This window comes from Cryomorpha ignava (assembly GCF_010686655.1).
Taxonomy (GTDB): Bacteria; Bacteroidota; Bacteroidia; order Flavobacteriales_D; family Cryomorphaceae; genus Cryomorpha; species Cryomorpha ignava.
The window spans coordinates 28,279-47,267 of the sequence record NZ_JAAGVY010000026.1 but is presented as its reverse complement, the minus strand read 5'-3'; the positions used below and the strand labels follow the sequence as shown (position 1 = coordinate 47,267).

Here is an 18,989-nt window from a genome sequence, read left to right as displayed (position 1 = left end):
TTATATTCTAATTTTTTATCGTGCTGCAAAGGTCAGTCAAATCTTATTATCCGCCAAATTTCATTTCCTTTGCGGCATATTATATTATGAGCGCAAAAAGAAACAATAATAACGCGTTGAAGCGCGGAGAAGAGATAGAAGTTACCATTTCGAAAATGGCTTTTGGTGGTCGCGGCATTGCCAAAATGCCAACAGAAAAGGGTGAACTTGTGGTATTTGTACCCAATACAATTCCCGGACAGGTCGTAAAATGCCGGGTTGTGAAATCGCGAAAAAACCATGTGGAAACAAAGCTTCTGGAAATCGTGGAAAAGTCACCAGACGAAGTTTCTATTCCCTATCAGCCCATAGCCGGTGCTCCATATGCTACACTTCCCGTACAACTTCAGCAGAAGTATAAGCAAGAAACCTGTATAGATCTTTTTAGAAGAATAGGCGGAGTGCAAAATGCTGATATCCTTTTTGATACACTGCTTTCTTCGCCAGATAACTGGCACTACCGCAATAAGATGGAATATTCTTTTGCAGCCATTCGGTACGACCTCCACACGCACGAAGAGCTAGATGAGTTTGCACTTGGCTTTAAACATCGCGGTACCTGGTGGATGGTAGAAAATCTGGATGCAGATAGCGGATTATTTGACGAGCAAGTGGAAAATAACCTGCACATTATCCGCAAGTTTTGTGAAGATTCAGGTCTTCCGCCATGGCATGCTCCCAGGCGTGAAGGCTTTTTTAGATTCTTAACCGTTCGTAAAAGTTATGCCAACGATCAGGTTTTATTTAATCTGGTAACCACGAGCGACAACCTGGCCAAATTTGATATGGATGGTTTTGTGCAGCTTTTGCAAAAACTATTCGCCGAAAGGCTTGCCGGTATTCTGCATACAATTAATGACGATAAAGGCGATAGAGTACAGCCACTTGAAGGGGCATCGCGCACAATAGTAGGTAAAGATTTTATAACTGAAAATTTGAGCGGAATCGACTTCGATATTCGCATGGAAAGCTTTTTCCAAACCAATCCCAAAAGTGCTGAAGTGCTTTATAATAAGGCCATTTCTTATCTAAAAGAAAAAGTGAATACAGAGGGAACTATTTTGGATCTCTTTTGTGGAACAGGTACAATTTCACAGTTGGTATCGCGAGAAATGCCACATGCTAAAGTTATAGGTGTTGAAATTGAACAAAGTGCGGTAGAAGATGCGCGCAAGGCAGCTGCTGCAAATGGGGTGACCAACACGACTTTTTACGCAGCCGATGTGAACAAATTTCTACAGGAACACCCTCAATATGGCGGAAAAATAGATGCTGTAATTTTAGATCCACCCAGAGCCGGTATTGCTCCAAAAGCATTAAAACGAACCATAGAATTACACGCTCCGATTATTGTTTATATCTCTTGCAATCCCGCTACCCTTGCCCGCGACACGAATACGCTAAACCAGGAAGGCTTTGAACTTGTGAAGTACTCTTTGGTCGATCAATTTCCGCATACGTCGCACGTGGAAGCCGTTGCCTTATTTCAGAAAAAATCATGACGAGCTTCGATAAAAACTATTGGCAAGAGCGCTGGGAAAGTGCAGAAACCGGCTGGGACATTGGCTATGCCTCTACCCCACTTACCGAATACATTGACCAGCTTACCGATACCAACATAAAGATTCTTATTCCCGGGTGTGGAAACGCATACGAAGGAGAATACTTGATTAAAAAAGGATTTAAGAACACCTATTTAATTGATATCGCTCCCGGAGCATTCGAAAATCTAAAGAAGCGATTCCCCACTTTTCCGGAAGAAAATATGATTTTGGGTGATTTTTTTGAGCATACTAAAAACTATGACCTCATTTTTGAACAAACATTTTTCTGTGCACTTTCGCCAGAACTGCGGGGAGCTTATGTAGAGAAAATGCACGATTTGCTAAAAGATCAAGGTAAGTTGGTTGGTGTCTTATTCAACACTCCTCTCTTCGAAGATCATCCGCCATTTGGCGGCAACAAAGCAGAATACCTACCTTATTTTGAAGAGCTTTTCGACATCCTTCATTTCGAAACGGCGCATAATTCTATTAAGCCACGCACCGGTACAGAGTTGTTTATTGAGCTAAAAAAGAAAGCTTAACCTTCAGGGAAATAGAGCTTCCTAATGGTCTTTACCGGGCCGGGGCAGTAAGTTTGGTGGCAAGTAATGCAGGCTGTTACCAGGTTGTTATATTTCGCTTTGGCGAGATCAATGTTTTTAGAAAGCATCAAACTATCGAGCGCCATTTGATAGTTTTGAGCAAATCCCTCAAAAACAGGCCCTTCCACATCTTCATCAGTTGGTTTGCTTTCTACCAACAGCTTGTAAATAGCAATTGAATCTTGCTCAAATGTGCCGTTATCAATCGCTTTTCGCCATGATTTAGCATCTTTGTGAATGTCGCGCATCAACAAAGCCAGCTCGCTCCACTCGGCCATTTTTAGTTCGGTCTTTTTATTTTCGGTAGTATTGGCAGCGTCGGTATTGGCGCAAGCCCAAACTAAAAACCCAATTAAAACAAGAATCACAGTCCTTTTCATAAATCAAATATAGTCTGAATACCGCGATTTACTATTTTTGACCCAAAGTTTGAGAAATATGTCTAACAGAACCCTTGTATTGGATCATGTAAGTATTATGCAAAAAATACGGCGCATTGCTTATCAAATCTATGAGTTTAACTATTCCGAAAAGGAAATAATCTTTGTGGCAATTGAGAAGCAAGGCGTAATTTTGGCTGAGAGAATTAAGCCCATTCTGGAAGATATTTCGGGACTAAAAGTAACCCTTATAAGTCTGAAAATCAATAAAAAATCGCCATTAGACATTCCAAAATTAAATGGTTCTGGAGAGATTTTAAATGGAAAATCGGTTATATTAATTGATGATGTTTTAAACTCGGGGCGTACTTTAATTTACGGCGCAAGACATATTCTGGAGTATTCTGTAAAAAACTTAACCACCGTTGTGCTGGTTGATCGGTTGCACAGAAAATTTCCAATAAAGGCCGATTTTGTGGGGCTCACCCTTAGCACGACCATTCAAGATCATATTTCGGTAATTTTTAACGAGGGTAATGATGCGGTCTATTTAGAATAAATGCTGACGATATGAGCCAGATCATCCATTTTTTTGCTGTCCATATTGTTCACGTCTAAGCTTATATCTGCTCTGCTATAGGTTGGTTCGCGTTTCCGCAAATGAGCTTTCACAAAATCGAGCAGCTCATCGTCTTTAAGCTTTGCTATCAATGGGCGCTTCGCCTTTCCGGGCAATAATCGGCTCACAATCATTTCGGGACTCATTTTAAGCCATACGACGATCCCTGCTTTGAGCATAAAGTCTAGATTGTCGTTGTGGCAGGGCGCTCCTCCCCCTGTAGAAATCACAGTACCATTATTAGGAATATTCGATAAAACTTCACTTTCAATTTTTCTAAACGCAGCTTCACCCTTTTCTGCAAAAAGAGCTGATATTGAAGATTTTGTCTCAAGTTCAATTTGGGCATCCAAATCGCAATAAGCATATTCAAGCCTTCGCGAAAGTCGTTTGCCGATGGTTGTTTTACCAACACCCATGTATCCAATTAAATAAACATTCATGCTAAATGCGATGATAAGACTATTTTCGCATAAAATTACACATTATGCGTGCTATTCCCGTTGACGATAATCTTTCAATAAAAGCCTTTCACGATATGGCAAAAATTATTTATGCCAATGATCCAAACTACATTCCGCATATTATTCAGGATATTGAGAAAGTTTTTAATCCTGATAAGAATAAGCTTTTAAAAGATGGAAAAGCCGAACGCTGGGTTTTTTATAATGCTAAAGATGAATTAATAGGTCGTGTAGCTGCTTTTGTAAATCCCAAAACGGCTTATACTGAAAATCAGCCCACAGGGGGAATGGGCTTTTTTGAATCGGTCAACGATCAGGAAATAGCCAATTTTATACTCGATACTGCAAAAAACTGGCTTACATCAGAAGGTATGGAGGCTATGGATGGTCCGGTAAATCTGGGAGAGCGGAACCAATTTTGGGGCTGCCTTACCAGCAATTTTACCGACCCCAACAGCTATGCCATGAATTACAACCCACCGCACTACCCCACCTTGCTTGAAAACTATGGTTTTGAAACATATTTTAATCAGTACCTATACAAGCGTCCCGTGTATATGCCGGTTCAAGAAGTCTTTATACGTAAAATTGAGCGTTTAAAAGATGTATCAAATATTCGCGTATGCAATGTGGTTGGCAAATCGCTTACCGAGGTTGCTGAAGATTTTAGAACGGTTTATAATGCTTCTTGGGGTGGGCACGACAATTTTAAGCCCATGAAGATGGAGGGAGCTCAAAAGATCATGAAATCTTTAAAACCGGTTATCGATAAACGAATTGTCTTCTTCGCCTATCAAAATGATGAGCCTATTGCGTTTTTTATAAATATCCCCGAGTTAAACGAGATTTTTAAATATGTAGACGGAAATTTGAACTGGATTGGAAAACTCAAGTTCTTGTATCACAAGTGGAAAGGTACACCTCGCACGATGGTGGGAATCGTTTTTGGCGTGTCAAAGAAATGGCACGGCATGGGTGTAGAAGGTGCAATGATTCATTGGGCCGGAGATTATTTAAAAAAAATTAAGCAATACGATGAAATCGTTATGACCTGGGTTGGCGACTTCAATCCGAAGATGATAAAAGTATGCGAAAACCTTGGTGCTGCGCGATATAGAGAGATGAAAACCTATCGTTTTTTATTTGATAGAACTATACCTTTTGAACGATGTCCGGTAGTAGAATAGTTATCAAAAACATTTTTTGAAAAAACTTCTTGCCAGATTAAAGTAAGCCCGTATATTTGCACCCGCATTAGCGAAAAGATTCCGTAGCTCAGCTGGTAGAGCACAACACTTTTAATGTTGGGGTCCTGGGTTCGAACCCCAGCGGGATCACTAAAAAGGCCGTCTTTAGACGGTCTTTTTTTATGACCAATTTTTTTCGATTTAGCCTTTTTTAAAGAGCCTATATCTTTTTTATGAAGGAATATAGAGCTTTCCCTCTATACTGGAAAATTATAGAGCTTTAACTCTATATTTTACAATTATAGAGCTTTTAGTCTATATTAGCAGGTTATAGAGTGTTTACTCTATATTTTCGATTTATAGATTCATTCATCTATATTTGGTGTTTATAGATAATTGAGTCTATATCTGGTGACTATAGCGTATTTAATCTATATTTGATATTTTCAAACCTTTATTTTATACGTCCTCAAGGAATGAGAGCAGTGCTTACCGGTGACATCATTGATTCGAGAAATGTGGAAAGCCCACAAGAGTGGATTAATCTTTTAAAAGAAGTGCTCAACACATTTGGCAAAACACCAAAAGATTGGGAAATTTATCGCGGTGATAGTTTTCAACTGGAATTAGATGCAGAAGACGCCTTTAAAGCGGTATTTCAGTTAAAAGCAGGGATAAAAACTATTGAACAGCTTGACGTGCGCATTTCCATAGGATTGGGAAACGTAGAATTTAGAGCAAATGCGGTAACGCTAAGCAATGGCCCGGCATTTATACACAGCGGCGAAGCCTTTGACCTCATTCAATCCAAAAAGCAAAACCTGATACTTAGCTGCGACGATAAACAGCTCACCAAAGAGCTAAACATTATGCTACAGCTTGCTGAAGGGTTAACAACAGATTGGACACAGTCGTCGGCAAAAGCGCTTTACTTTGCATTTACCAACCCCGGGATTTCGCAAATAGAATTGTCTAAAAAGCTTGGTATTACACAGCCATCGGTAAGTGCCCGCCTACGCGTTGCACACGCCGATGAGATTTTTTCTCTGATAGATTATTATACTTACCGCATCAAACTCTTTACCGAATGAGTCTATTAATAAAATTTATTCTGGCGCACTTAATCGGTGACTTCTTTCTGCAAACCGCCAAGTCAATCGGACAAAAGAACAATCTAAAATGGCGATCACCACAATTATATATACATACAGTCGTTCATTTTGCTCTGCTGCTTCTCATTGCCGGTTTAAACCATTGGGTTGCTGCACTTATCATTACGGTATTTCATTTTTTGATAGATGGCAGCAAGTTGCAGTTTCAAAATGAGAAGAATAAACAGACGTGGTTTTTTCTAGATCAACTGCTCCACCTCATAGTTATGGTGGCTGTATGGGCATATATAACACAAGTTCCTAAGATAGAAATTTCAGCTGCTCTTTTGGCTGGAGGCACAGCTTTGATTTTCTTAACCCGGCCTGCCTCATTCTTTATATATCAGGCATTAAGCCACTGGGGCAACGAGATGACCGAAGAGGGACAAAGCCAGAAAGCACTACCAAAAGCCGGTTCGTACATCGGCATGCTTGAGCGCGCTTTAGTTTTTGGATTCATTCTAATAGGCCAATGGGGGGCAATTGGTTTTTTAATGGCTGCAAAATCTATCTTTAGATTTGGTGACCTCACCCGCGCCAAAGACCGAAAGCTAACCGAATACATTCTAATAGGCACCCTGATGAGCTTTGGACTAGCTATATTAGCCGGAATGATTTTCACATATTACTTTTCGCAATTCTAATTTCACTATCAAAAATCGCCGGCCCATTAGCTCCTTCCAAAAAAGGATGCCAAATTTCCATCCGATTTCCACAAATCGTGTTCACCTTTCTAGACGGCTCTCGATAAGAAGGCAAATACAAGTTATTTTGAAATGAAAACCCGGTAAACTATTGCATCCATCAAAATAAATCTTTAACATTGGATAATGTTACATTGAGATTTAATTTGTGAAACAAATAAAAGTCAATTTTAAAGTTCCAGATCACGAGCTTACCGAGGGATTTATTCAGAATGACCGCAAGTGCATGGAGCAAATCTATGCGCAAAACTATAAAAGCGTCGAAATGTACATTCTTCAAAATAGTGGTAAAGAAGCAGATGCCAAGGACATTTATCAGGAAGCTATAGTGGCCGCCTGGATAAATGTAAAAGAAGGCAAATTTGAGCTACAAGGCGGTAAAACCATTGGTGGATATATTTTTCAAATCGCCAAGTTTAAATGGCTCGATAAGCTTAAATCAAAAGCCCATAAAGCTACTGTGCGCCTGGTTCACGAAAATCAGCCAGAAGAAACTGCCGATAATGATTACAATGAGGAAGAGGATAGCAGAATGCAATACCTCACTGAATTGTATAAAAATCTGGACGAAAAATGCAAAGCCATTTTAAACAGGTTTTACTACCAGAAAATGAGCCTTGAAGAAATAGGTTCTGAACTGGATCACGACCCGGGAACTGTAAAAACATTAAAGTACCGATGTATGAAAAAGCTTAGAAGTTTTCATACTAATAATTTATCTTAACCCCTTTAACATGAATTCAATACACAATATATCGCCTGAAGATTTTGGCAGGATAGAGAACTATCTGCAAGGCAAAATGATGGTTCTTGAAAAACAGGAGTTTGAGGCCGAATTAAAAAACAATCAAGAACTTCAGGAAGAAGTTGCCATTCAAAAAGAACTTCAATTAAGCATTGAGGCCGGTGGATTAAAAGAAAGCCTAAATGATATTCACAACACTGTGATTCTTGAAACTAAATCGTCTAAGAATAATTGGTTTGCAATTGCTGCCGGAATCGCAGCACTTATTGCAATAAGTGTTTGGGCTTTAAATTTTCAATCTAATAATGATGCACTATTTGCTCAGTATAGCACTGTAGACCCCGGTCTTCCTGTACCAATGAGTGCATCTGCAGATTACAGCTTTCACGACGCCATGGTAGATTATAAGGCAGAAAAATATGATAAATCTATTGAGAAGTGGACAGTTTTGAGTGCTGAAAATCCCAAAAATTTAACGATTACCTATTATCTGGGCGCTTCTTTTTTTAATCAGGAAAAATACATCGAAGCACTTCCCTACTTTGAGAAAGTGATGTTGGAAAACTCATCAAAATTTCAAGCAAAAGCGCAGTGGTATGCCGTACTGTCTTGGCTGAAAACTGAAAATACTGAGGCCATTAAAAAGGTAAGTCCTGTATCTGAATCGCCTTTCGCAGAAAAAATCAATTCAATACAGCAAAAATTGAAATAATGAAAATCACTGCGCTGAAACGGATTTTGCTCTTCACTTTTAGCGTAATGATGATTTCATCAAATGCACAAGAATTTGATGAATCGCTCTTCTTTTCACAAAAAGATAAAATTGATTCTTTACTGGCCTCTGAAAAATATACAGAAGCCATAAAGGCCATTGAAATTCAGATTATTTATCTGAAATATACTGCCCGTTACGACTCACTAAAGCTTTATACATATGATCTGGGTCATGCTTACCTTTCGGTAAAAAAAGTGAACCAGGCAATGCGGCGTACCGAACTTCTGGTTGATTTTATTGAAGAAAAGGTAGCGAATAAATCGGTTTTACTCGATGCAATAAGTGACTTGTCGTGGATTTATATCGAAGCTGGTGAGGATAGTCTTTGTTTTGAAAACGACAAGCGCTACCTTTCTGTTTGTGAGGTATATCCGAATGCGTCTGCTCTTGAAAAATCAACGGCCCACTACTCCCTTGGCTTTGACTATCAGATGCTTTATGGAAATGCTAAAAAAGCCATCTATCACTTCGAAATGGCCTTGAATCCGGTAGAAAAAGACAGTCTGAATTATACCAAACGAATGATGGAATGCCTAAATGCCCTTGGTGCTGTATTTTTCAGAAATGGTGAGTATGCGAAATCGCAGACCTATTTATATCGTGGATTGGCATTCTCCGAATTTTTGCCCGACACGGTAGACAGGTTTAGGCATCAAGCCAATATTTATGGAAATTTATCGCTCGGATTTCAAGATGAAGGAAATCTTGTAAAAAGCAAGGACTTTTTAAATCACGCTATTGAAATCAGAAAGCAACTTTTGGAAACAGAGCCACCCGGATATCAAAAATCACAACAGGAACGCCTGCTCATTTCTAATTATCACAATCTGGCTGCGCTGTATCTTTCTATTGGTGATATTTCTAAATCTGAACAGATTTCAAAATATGTACAAAAGCTCAGGCAGAAATATCTTGTAGCTGATCATCCCGATCATAAAAAATCTTTAGAAGCTTTTGGCAGCATTCAATTTGCACTGGGCGAATACGACCAGGCACTTGCAAATTTTGAAAAATATCTTGCCGGCGATATTGCCGATTATGGAATGAACAGCTATTATACAGCCATAGGTTATGAGCGCGTTTCTAAAGTGCTATTTAATCAAGGCGACTATCTGGGAGCAGTGAAAAATTATACCCAATCCATAAACATCGGCAAAAAAATTACTGATGAATTTTCTGGTCAGGAACTTGCCAAAGGCTATTTGATGCGTGCACAAGCCTATGAGGCTCTGCAAGATTACGAATCTGCCGAAAGTGATATTAGACAAGCACGAAAGATATATTTGAATACGCTCCCCGGCAATAGCCCTATAATTGGCAAACTCTTTACGCAGTTAGCCAATCTAAAATGTGAGCGAAATCAACTTGATAGCGCTCAATACTATGTTGATATGGCGCTGGCAATTTTTCTGGAAAAGCAAAGCGAGCAGGTATCACTTTACCAAACCAGGCTTAGCCAATTCACGAGTTTTATCTCGGAAGCCTATTTGACTAAGGCAAAAATCATTTTGAACCAAAATTCAGATATTGAAAGTGAGAAAGAGGCTCTGGAGTTTCTGGAAACGGCTATTATCTACCTCCAAAAAACGAGCGGCCTATATACTGATGAAGCTGATTTGCTCACATTTTACAATGAGCATCAAAGGATTTTTGAAAAGACACAGGAAATAACATATTCGCTCTATCACCAAACCGGCGATGAGATATACCTAAATAAATTTCTAGCTTTTGAGGAAGAGAGTAAATCGCTGCTTTTGAGAAGGCAACTAGGTAAATTCACCTCGCTTAGGGTAACCAGTGTACCAGATTCTATAATTACGAGGGAACGCATATTACAAAGAGAAATGTCAGGCGCGATAGAGCCCAACGACGACAGTCGTGATATTATTAACATAGAAGCAGAATATGATCAAATAATAGATTTAATTCAAAAGAAATATCCCGATTATTACAATTTAAGATTTAGCACATTTATTGTAAATGCAGACGATATAAAACGCGAACTCATAAAGCCTGGTCAAAATATCATACAGTATATGATGACAGACACAAGTGTTTTTGCAATAGTGCTAAATGAAAAAAACACCCAGCTTTTAAAATTTGATGCTCCTGATTTACGAAAAGAGCTCCAAAATTTGAATACTGCAATTACCTCGCTCAATCAAAATGACTTTTACAAATCATCTGCTTATTTATATACTACCATCTTTGAGCCGATTGAGAAATATTTGGATGGCAGTGAGCTTTTTATTATTCCCGATCAAGATTTATTCAATATAAATTTTGAGGCATTAATAAAGCCATCAGAGAGAAAAGAACCCCACTACCTGATTTATGATTACACGATTTCTTACTTAATATCTTCCACGACAGCCTATCAATATAAAAATCTTAAAAGATCGCAATCAAATGGCTTACTCGCCTTTGCTCCCGGGTTTTCGGACGATTTGAAATCAGATTATGTAAATCACCTCAAAGATTCGAGTCTTTTTGATATCAACTATATGAAGCGAATTCAGCAACCTTTTGCTGTAGAAGCAGCATCTGATGCAGCAGGAATTTTTAGCGGAAGGTCGTTTGTTTCAAATCAGGCAACTGAGCATAATTTTAAGTCGCAAGCTGAAAAATATAAGATTATCCATTTCGGTACCCATACCGAGATTAATAATATTTCTCCCTTACTTTCCCGTTTGGTTCTGTCAAAAGCTAGCGATACTGATAGCGAAGAAGATGATGGCTATCTGCACGTTTATGAAATTTACAACACCCCGCTTAGAGCAGAGCTTGCTGTGCTTACGGCTTGCGAAACCGGAATAGGAAAAACCAGCGCAAGTGAAGGTATGCTGTCTTTGGCTCACGGCTTTGCTTATGCCGGCTGCCCCAGTATTGTAATGTCGCTCTGGCAAATAGACGAAAAAACTTCAGCGGCAATCAGTCATGAATTTTATAAAAAACTCGCATCCGGAGTTCCCAAAAATCAAGCACTTCGCCAGGCAAAAATTTCATTTATCAAAAGCAATTCCAGCGAACTATCAGCCCCCTATTATTGGTCGGGAATGGTGCTGCTTGGCGATGTAAGCCCTATTACAAACTCAAGTGGGAGCAACAACCCAATGTGGCTATTTGCACTTGTAATTCTCGCTGTACTTCTAATCACTTCACTCTTTGTTGTAAAACAATATAAACTTTAAATCACTTATTTAAAGGCTCTTACAACACACAGCAACATCTAATTAGATGGATATTTATAAATAATGTTCACTTTTTAATACGGTTTCGATAGTAAGGCAATCAAACCATAAAAAAGAAAACATTATGAAAACGCTTTCCTATCTTAAAGTACTCTGGATTACTCTTATTTTATCGACAATTGCTTCAACAGCCTTCTCTCAAGTTGAAGTAATGCTAGGCGGAAGAGCCGGAATGAATGTGGCCTCATATCGCTGGGGAAATACAGTAAGAAACAATAAGGATATTGATTCGAAATCTGTTATAGGTGCTCATGTTAGTTTTGTTACCGTACTTGAACTAGCGCCTTGGTTCGGAATTCAGGCCGAAGCTCAATTTATTCAAAAAGGCGGAAAACTTTTATATAGCTGCGAAAACTGCGCTATAAATAATGATCAGGGACAAGCCGTTCAGTTTAAATCCTTTTCGCAGGAATTGAAAGTAAAGACCAACTATATGGAGGTACCCATTTTAGCTCGCTTTCGACTAGGAGGAGACAATGTAGCATTTAATGGCTTTCTCGGCCCCGCTTTTTCGATTGCTCTAAATGGCACAGAGCAGTTTACTCAAGATCAAACAGATGCGCAAGATAAAGAAGCCATCTCAACCAAAACGACTAAAATTAACTTTGATAAGGAGTATAATCGCTTTGATATAGGTGGTGTGGTAGGTGCCGGAATGGAATTTGGCGCAGGGCCGGGAGCAATTATATTTGACTTGCGATTTGAGTTGGGTATTTCTGATGCCACCAAACAAAAAAGCCTTGATGAACGCATCAAAAATCGTGGATTTCAAATTGGACTTGGATACCTAGTGAGGTTGTAAGTAGATGCCTTACTCGATTTCAACATCTATTGATAACGATAATAACGTGTTGAAACAAACATATATTTCGGTTGCCAGAGCAACTGAGGTAGGAAGGGAGCAGCTCAGCAATGGGCTGCTTCTTCCAGTTATAAGGTTATTCTATATAGATGGTAGCGCGGGGGATGTGATAGCTGTTTCCATCCATCAACTCTATTTTCAGCGTGTCGCTCTTAATAGAATCAGGAAGATTCAGAACATCGCAGTAAGCCGATACATCAACATTTTCAAAATTCCGGTTTCCAAGCATTTTAATCGTGTCGCCAATTGAAAGTTTCACAAGGTGATACGCCGTATCTGTATTTAAACCACCCACAATTAAGTTGCCATCAACCCAGCGTGGACTAACCGGATATTGATTAAATTTCTGGGATACGAGCTCATCTTCGAAAAGCGTAATTTGATTTTTGTCCCAGTCGAGTATTTGAACAAACTGCTCCAAATACTCCATCCCTAGAAGCTTTTTATAATTGCTTTGGCTATATTCTGCAATCCCGATTTGTTTCAAGCTGTCAAGGCCTACACTAATTCTACCATACCGAATGGTGTCAAGCTTGCTGCCAAAAAGCCCCGTGCTGCCATATCCCGAAAATTCTGCAATAAAGTCTTCTGTTTTCAATTCTATGCTTTTACCAAGCGAAATATAGCCCCCACTTCCAGTATCATATGTAATATTTTCGACCAGAGAATCATTGAGCCATAAACTCACCACAGGCGTAAACGTTTTCTTAGCCTTAAATTGAAGAATATGCGGATTCACAAGACTTTGTTTTAGTGTGTCTAAATTTGACGAAAGTGTTAAAACCCTTTTCTTTGAATCAATCTTCCAATAAGCGAACTTCATAAGATTGGCTCCTATAATGCCATCTATTTTTAAACATTGGATTTCGACAGCACGATTTAGATCGGCCACAATAGCACTGGTATCGTAAAAGTAAACCCCTCCTATGCTCACCGTATCTAATTTTACTACTCCCAGCTTATCGCTATTTCCTTGAGAGTCACCTACTTTTCCCTTCCCTTTACTTTTAATAGCCAATTTATCTCTCAACTCTTTCGAAATCACATTTGGCGCGCCAGTGTCAAACAAGAAGCGATACGTTTCGCCTTGTATTTCAACCGGCAAAAAAATTAAATCGAGTGTACTGTCATACCTTACTTCAGCGTAAAATTGATTTGAACCAACGCTTCCATCCTTATAAAGCTTTCTAAAATTAGTGCAGCCGAGTAATAAAGAAACGGCCAAAAGGACTCCCAAGGGTTTATAAAAAGACATTCTTTACATGATCAATTAAGCCGATGAATTTAAGAAAACAAATGGCTTATTCTAAATCCACGTCGCTATGTGAAGCGGTAATTTGAAGTTTTTTTGGATTCATAGGATCCGCGGTTGTGTGTACCGTATAATTTGAATTGTTCATACCAATAGTCTTAGCTTTTACTAACCAGCTAGAACTCCATGAAAAATCAGAGAATGTTCCTGTGAGCATCATTTCAAAATCTTCTTTGGCGAGACCTTCTATCTCTATATCACCAAACTGTACATCAATTGTTAACGATTTTAGTTTCGAAGAAACATCGTCAATATTCAGATCGCCGTGCGCAATGTTCAAAGTATTAGTGCCGCTCATCAAATCGATATCTATATCTCCAAACTGAATATCAAGCGAAAGGTCGTGTATCTTTTCGATTCTCAAATCGCCGTGCTGAATTTTTAAATTAGCCCTACTCATTGATTCAATTCGTACATCTCCAAAGCTTATGTCCATTTTATTTTCGTTTCCATTCGCGTAGGCTACAAAGCAGTCGCCATGTTGAACTTTGAGTTTCAATACGCCCGTTGTGCCATTAATGCGCACATCACCAAAAGAATTATCAATGTCAATATTTACATTTTCAGGCATCTTGATTTTAAAATTCATACTAAACTCATACACACCTTTCCATTTCAGTTTTTTCTCATCTCTTCGCGTTGTAATTTCCAGTGTTCTGCCATTCTCTACAAAGTCAAAATGGACGCTATTTATAAGTTCAGAGACATCATTTCCCTTCGATCCATTGGCAGAAATTACAATCAGGATATCTATTTTAGAACCCGAGTAAGGGCTAATTTCTATATCACCAAAAGAATTATTGATTTTTAGTGAGTTAAAATCACTTGAGCTGTATTCTTTTTCAACTCTTTTTTCGTTTTGGGCAAGGGCTGCTGTATGTATAAACAGCAAACCTATCACGGCCAGAAATGCATACTTCATAATGAGTCTATGTTAGTTTTGTTTAATTTCTTTGCTTCAAGTTTTTCCATTAGGGCAAGTCTAAGCCTAAAGTTCTCTATCATGGCGAGCACTACCTTATCGTGCGTTCCCGATTTGTAAAGGGTAGCTTCCAAATTTTGATATTCTTCATTTAGCGTATCTATCTCATCTAGGTATGCCTTTACAAGAGGATCAGTTTTAGATAAGTCGTCAATTTTCTCGTATTCCGCTGCGAGTTTAGATTTATAGTACAATTCCACATTTGCCATATCTTCAGACACATCGCTTAAGCTCATTGAGCTATACTGCACATCTTGCGGACTATTAAACCTGGGTATGAGCACCGAGGCTGCAAGCACCAGCAATAGAATAATTGCAGCGGCTACACGCCAGAAATCTACAGCCGATTTTGCCTTTTTCTCGTCGGCTTGTTTTAGCTTGTGCAAAAATCTGGCTTCGTGTCCTTCTGCAGGCTCGTCGTTATTAAAGAGCTCTTCATTCTCACGCATGTATTTTTCAAATTCATCCATGTCTTTCTGTTTTTAATATTTCCTTGATTTTGTTCTTTGCCCTGGCGTATTGAGCACGCGAAGAGCCTTCTTTTATGTCAAGTCTTTTTGCAATCGTTGCATGATCCATTTCTTCTAAAACATGCAGGTTAAAAATTAACCTACACCCTTCGGGAAGTTGATTGAGTGCATACTTTATTCTATCTGCTTCAGCACTTTCGTGCGAATTTTCAAAGAGATGAACATGGCCATTTTCTGCTTCCCAATTATCAGAAAAAATGATTTTTACTTTTCTTTTTTTTAAATGATCGAGGCATTTATTTATAGCAATTCTGCAAATCCACGAACTCAGCTTTGCCTCACCCCTATAACTATCAATAGATTTAAAGGCGTGAATAAAAGCTTCGTGCATAAAATCTTCAGCGTAGTGGACATCATTCAAAATGCGCAAACAAGATGAATACACTTTCTTATAGCATTCATTATAAACCTCGGTTTGAACTTTTACATCGGTTTTAAGCCGGGTTTTTAATAAAGTATAATCCAGTTTTTCGTGCACGCTATTACTGCTTTTCTAATTCTTTGACGAGAAAAGTAATCATTGTGCTACACGCGATATGAAAAAATTTGAAAATAAGTGAAAGTAAATCCAGAAAAGGATTTTTTGAAGGGTAGTCAACTGTTTATTAGCCTATGGCGAATGCCTATAAGCAAGAGGCTTGAATAATATTGAGCGTCTATTGTATCTTGCGGTACTGGGTAAAGTAATAAATAATGGCTGTAACAATGCTAAACGCTATGGCGCATACGGTCCATATAAGTTTTTCGGTATCGCTGAGGCGATTGTTCTTGGTCCATAAATGATATATAACCCATACTGCGGCTATTAAGGCGATAAGTGCGGCTAATCTTCCCATATTGTTATTTTTATAATCCCAGTTGCCTATCTACCACTTCGTAAATAACAATCTGACGATTAAGCGTTTCAAGATAATCTTCTGCTTTATTGGTGTTTTGAATTTCGATTGATTTTAGGAGCCATTCCTTCGCTACTTTTGGTCTTCCCAGCATTTCGCTGGCTACTGCCATATTAAAAGTAGAAAATTGTTTGATTTTTAAATCCTTAGATTCGGTTAGCTTTACCCATTTAGCGGCAGCCTGCTCCCAGTTTCTATTGTACTCCAGGTCATAACTAATACCATACATTTCTTCAGAGCCCCCTCGGTAGTAGACTCTAAATCCTTCTACCCAATGTGGTGAGACCCGTTTATAATAATCTTCGGCGGCTTCTTTTACAACGTCCATCAGCTGTAAGTTTTGTGCATCAACCTGTGCTGCGTCACCTGCCGAGTATGCCACCCGATTAAAATCGCGCTGATAAGTTTGCTGATAGGTGTCAATAGCCTTCAGACTATATCCATCGTAGAAACGCCACGCAGCGGTGTATGAAGCTTCTTGTCTGTTTGTAAATTCCGGCACACGTACCGGGTTGCCCAAATCATCGTTTACAGATACTACATTAACTTCACCCTGTGTGCGAATAGTTAGCTCTACCCCTTCCAACGCGATAATTCCTGCTACTTTATAATTCTCGCAAAGACTATCTATTTCTTCTTCAGTTAATGGATCTTCCACAAACTTTCGCTGATCGCGCAATTCTCTCTCCCAGGGAATATCAATTAATTTAAAGCGGCCTAAATCTTCCAATTCTTTTTTAAGCGCTTCTATTGTTTTGGCGGAAGCCTTTTTGGGAATGCCCTTAATATATTCAAAAGGAACGCCATCTGTATAAATTGTAGATGCCATTTTAGCAGATGCTCCTCTATTCAAAACACCTACGGCGTATATCTTTGTGGGAATGTAGGCTTTTGACGGCTGAATAAATTCAGAATAATAATACGAGGTGCTGCATCCCGCCAACACCAAAACGAGAATACCAACGTTAATAAATAGTTTTATGCGCATATTGCGACAAATTTAAGAAATGACTTCGTGTAAACATTCATTTCACTATTTTTGGCCACAGATTCATGAAAAAAACATCAATATTATTGCTTGTCCTTGCGGCTCTTAGTTTTGGCGCTTGTTCCGAAAAATGCGAAGAGCCTGATATTCAAGCCATCAATGCCTTATACTTTGAGTTGCAAAATGGTGGAGATAACGGATTTTCGGCCGAAGAATTAGACGCAATCTTTTTTGTGCGCTTTATTCCATTCAGCGAGCCGCTTATTGCAGATACGCTTTATCCAAATGGAATTTACCCCGAAGGTGAAGGTCGATTTTTAATAAACGATTCCTATCCGTTTAATAATGATCAATCGCCTTATTATACCGTTTATGGATACATGGTAGTAGAGCCAACAACCGGCTATGTGGCCAATATTGAAAATATCGAGCTCGGTGGCGAATATGACGGCGATTGCGGATATATCAATACCAGGAAGCGATACACCGTAAATGGCGATACAATTGATGTATCAGGATCGCAGGTGTTTGTTCCGCTTACGCGATAATACGTTGACATTCAGCCTTTCGGAAAAATATACGGAGAATCAGTATCTTTGCGCGAATTTTTAACTCTAGAAAATCACTAACTAATATGAAAGAAGTATATATTGTATCTGCTGTAAGAACACCGATAGGTAGTTTTAATGGCAGTCTATCAACCGTTCCCGCAACTCAACTTGGAGCCACTGCCATTAAAGGCGCTTTGTCTAAAATAAAACTCGATGTTGCTGAAGTTGATGAAGTACTAATGGGCTGTGTTCTACAAGCCGGTTTGGGCCAGGCACCTGCTCGTCAGGCTGCTATTTATGCAGGTATTGGCGATAACGTACCTTGTACAACGGTTAATAAAGTTTGTGCTTCGGGAATGAAAGCAATCTCTATGGCTGCTCAAGCTATCGCAATGGGCGATGCTGATGTGGTAATAGCAGGCGGAATGGAAAACATGAGTCTAACACCTCACTACCTTCCCGGATCGCGTACAGGCACTAAGCTTGGAAATATTACTATGCTTGATGGAATGGTTCACGACGGACTCACCGATGCTTATAAAAAAGAACACATGGGCACCTGTGCTGATCTTTGCGCTACTGAGTACAAAATTAGCCGCGAAGAGCAGGATGAATTTGCAATAAACTCATACAATCGTGCTGCTGATGCATGGAAAGCAGGTAGATTTAACGATGAAGTAGTTCCCGTAGAAGTTCCACAAAGAAGAGGCGATGCGATCGTTGTATCTGAAGATGAGGAATACAGAAACGTAAAAATGGAAAAGATTCCAGGCTTACGCCCGGTGTTTACAAAAGACGGAACTGTAACTGCTGCCAATTCATCAACGCTTAACGATGGAGCTGCTGCACTTGTGCTTATGAGCAAAGAAAAAGCAGATTCATTGGGATTAAAACCATTGGCTAAAATTATAAGTTATGCAGATGCCGCACAAGCACCTGAATGGTTTACTACTGCGCCTTCAAAAGCAATTCCAAAAGCACTTAAAAAAGCCAATTTGCAAAACAGCGATATCGACTTTTGGGAGCTTAACGAAGCATTTGCAGTAGTAGGACTTGCCAATATTAGGGAACTCGGTCTTGATCCATCAAAAGTAGATGTAAATGGAGGTGCCGTAGCACTTGGTCACCCACTTGGATGCAGTGGAGCCCGCATCATTGTAACCTTGATTAATGTATTGAAGCAAAACAATGCTTCAAAAGGTTGCGCAGGTATTTGCAATGGCGGTGGTGGAGCTTCTGCCATGGTTATAGAAAATTTAAAATAAACTATAGATTAGGTTCTCCCTTTCGGGGAATTATAGACTGAGCCGGATGTTTTATACCGGATAAATAATAGACCACCGTGAATTGATCGCGGTGGTTTTTTTTTGCAATTTCAATATATTCAGATCATCTTAAAAGGAATCA

At 39.1% G+C, this 18,989-nt stretch carries 20 protein-coding genes and 1 tRNA gene; 13 read left to right on the top strand and 8 right to left on the bottom strand.

Features of this window, described 5'->3' with window-relative positions; translation table 11 throughout:
• Positions 1-86 precede the first annotated feature (86 nt).
• Entirely contained in the window at positions 87-1,541 is a 1,455-nt protein-coding gene (gene rlmD, locus G3O08_RS13230; RefSeq protein ID WP_163285861.1) for a 23S rRNA (uracil(1939)-C(5))-methyltransferase RlmD, read from the top strand.
• Entirely contained in the window at positions 1,538-2,125 is a 588-nt protein-coding gene (locus G3O08_RS13225) for a methyltransferase domain-containing protein (protein ID WP_163285860.1), read from the top strand. Before rlmD ends, G3O08_RS13225 begins: the two co-directional genes overlap by 4 nt.
• On the opposite strand, the gene G3O08_RS13220 is transcribed toward G3O08_RS13225, so the two are convergent.
• On the bottom strand, positions 2,122-2,565 hold the full coding sequence (locus G3O08_RS13220; protein ID WP_163285859.1) for a hypothetical protein: 444 nt from the start codon (positions 2,563-2,565) through the stop codon (positions 2,122-2,124). The genes G3O08_RS13225 and G3O08_RS13220 overlap by 4 nt on opposite strands.
• 58 nt (positions 2,566-2,623) lie before the next feature.
• Between G3O08_RS13220 and G3O08_RS13215 the strand changes: the two genes are divergently transcribed.
• Positions 2,624-3,124, top strand: coding sequence for a phosphoribosyltransferase family protein (locus tag G3O08_RS13215; RefSeq protein ID WP_163285858.1), 501 nt, complete (start codon positions 2,624-2,626; stop codon positions 3,122-3,124).
• Here the strand turns inward: G3O08_RS13215 and G3O08_RS13210 are convergent.
• Positions 3,112-3,627, bottom strand: a complete 516-nt coding sequence (locus G3O08_RS13210) for a shikimate kinase (protein WP_163285857.1) — start codon at positions 3,625-3,627, stop codon at positions 3,112-3,114. The two genes, G3O08_RS13215 and G3O08_RS13210, sit on opposite strands and share 13 nt — an antisense overlap.
• 44 nt (positions 3,628-3,671) lie before the next feature.
• Between G3O08_RS13210 and G3O08_RS13205 the strand changes: the two genes are divergently transcribed.
• The 8 genes from G3O08_RS13205 (at position 3,672) to G3O08_RS13170 (ending at position 12,263) form a co-directional block, all read left to right on the top strand.
• Positions 3,672-4,835, top strand: a complete 1,164-nt coding sequence (locus G3O08_RS13205) for a hypothetical protein (protein WP_163285856.1) — start codon at positions 3,672-3,674, stop codon at positions 4,833-4,835.
• Between the two features lie 77 nt (positions 4,836-4,912).
• Positions 4,913-4,985, top strand: a tRNA-Lys gene (locus G3O08_RS13200).
• A gap of 326 nt (positions 4,986-5,311) precedes the next feature.
• Positions 5,312-5,926, top strand: a complete 615-nt coding sequence (locus G3O08_RS13195; protein ID WP_163285855.1) for a SatD family protein — start codon at positions 5,312-5,314, stop codon at positions 5,924-5,926.
• The gene (locus G3O08_RS13190; RefSeq protein WP_163285854.1) at positions 5,923-6,630 is read left to right on the top strand and encodes a DUF3307 domain-containing protein; all 708 of its coding nucleotides are present in this window, start codon (positions 5,923-5,925) and stop codon (positions 6,628-6,630) included. Before G3O08_RS13195 ends, G3O08_RS13190 begins: the two co-directional genes overlap by 4 nt.
• 208 nt (positions 6,631-6,838) lie before the next feature.
• Entirely contained in the window at positions 6,839-7,414 is a 576-nt protein-coding gene (locus tag G3O08_RS13185) for an RNA polymerase sigma factor (RefSeq protein WP_163285853.1), read from the top strand.
• Positions 7,415-7,424: 10 nt separating this feature from the next.
• Entirely contained in the window at positions 7,425-8,147 is a 723-nt protein-coding gene (locus G3O08_RS13180; RefSeq protein ID WP_163285852.1) for a tetratricopeptide repeat protein, read from the top strand.
• Positions 8,147-11,401 (top strand): CHAT domain-containing protein, encoded by a 3,255-nt coding sequence (locus tag G3O08_RS13175; RefSeq protein ID WP_163285851.1) that lies wholly within the window; start codon positions 8,147-8,149, stop codon positions 11,399-11,401. The genes G3O08_RS13180 and G3O08_RS13175 overlap by 1 nt, the downstream gene beginning before the upstream one ends.
• 124 nt (positions 11,402-11,525) lie before the next feature.
• Positions 11,526-12,263: a porin family protein gene (locus tag G3O08_RS13170; protein WP_163285850.1), complete on the top strand. Its 738-nt coding sequence runs from the start codon at positions 11,526-11,528 to the stop codon at positions 12,261-12,263.
• 136 nt (positions 12,264-12,399) lie between these two features.
• On the opposite strand, the gene G3O08_RS13165 is transcribed toward G3O08_RS13170, so the two are convergent.
• From G3O08_RS13165 to G3O08_RS13140, 6 genes are all read right to left on the bottom strand, one after another.
• A complete protein-coding gene (locus G3O08_RS13165; protein ID WP_163285849.1) occupies positions 12,400-13,578 on the bottom strand; it encodes a retropepsin-like aspartic protease in 1,179 nt (392 codons plus the stop codon).
• Between the two features lie 46 nt (positions 13,579-13,624).
• A complete protein-coding gene (locus G3O08_RS13160; RefSeq protein WP_163285848.1) occupies positions 13,625-14,557 on the bottom strand; it encodes a DUF4097 family beta strand repeat-containing protein in 933 nt (310 codons plus the stop codon).
• Positions 14,554-15,087: a hypothetical protein gene (locus G3O08_RS13155; RefSeq protein ID WP_163285847.1), complete on the bottom strand. Its 534-nt coding sequence runs from the start codon at positions 15,085-15,087 to the stop codon at positions 14,554-14,556. The genes G3O08_RS13160 and G3O08_RS13155 overlap by 4 nt, the downstream gene beginning before the upstream one ends.
• Positions 15,080-15,625, bottom strand: a complete 546-nt coding sequence (locus G3O08_RS13150) for an RNA polymerase sigma factor (RefSeq protein ID WP_163285846.1) — start codon at positions 15,623-15,625, stop codon at positions 15,080-15,082. The genes G3O08_RS13155 and G3O08_RS13150 overlap by 8 nt, the downstream gene beginning before the upstream one ends.
• A gap of 178 nt (positions 15,626-15,803) precedes the next feature.
• Positions 15,804-15,983 carry a PLDc N-terminal domain-containing protein gene (locus tag G3O08_RS13145; RefSeq protein ID WP_163285845.1) on the bottom strand — a complete coding sequence of 60 codons (180 nt, stop codon included), beginning with the start codon at positions 15,981-15,983 and terminating at the stop codon, positions 15,804-15,806.
• A gap of 10 nt (positions 15,984-15,993) precedes the next feature.
• Entirely contained in the window at positions 15,994-17,031 is a 1,038-nt protein-coding gene (locus tag G3O08_RS13140) for a DUF6340 family protein (protein ID WP_163285844.1), read from the bottom strand.
• 65 nt (positions 17,032-17,096) lie between these two features.
• Here G3O08_RS13140 and G3O08_RS13135 point away from each other — a divergent pair, with 65 nt between their 5' ends.
• Both G3O08_RS13135 and G3O08_RS13130 read left to right on the top strand, forming a co-directional pair.
• Positions 17,097-17,579 (top strand): hypothetical protein, encoded by a 483-nt coding sequence (locus G3O08_RS13135; protein WP_163285843.1) that lies wholly within the window; start codon positions 17,097-17,099, stop codon positions 17,577-17,579.
• Positions 17,580-17,665: 86 nt separating this feature from the next.
• Complete coding sequence (locus G3O08_RS13130) at positions 17,666-18,847, top strand: thiolase family protein (RefSeq protein ID WP_163285842.1); 1,182 nt, start codon at positions 17,666-17,668, stop codon at positions 18,845-18,847.
• Positions 18,848-18,989: the final 142 nt, after the last annotated feature.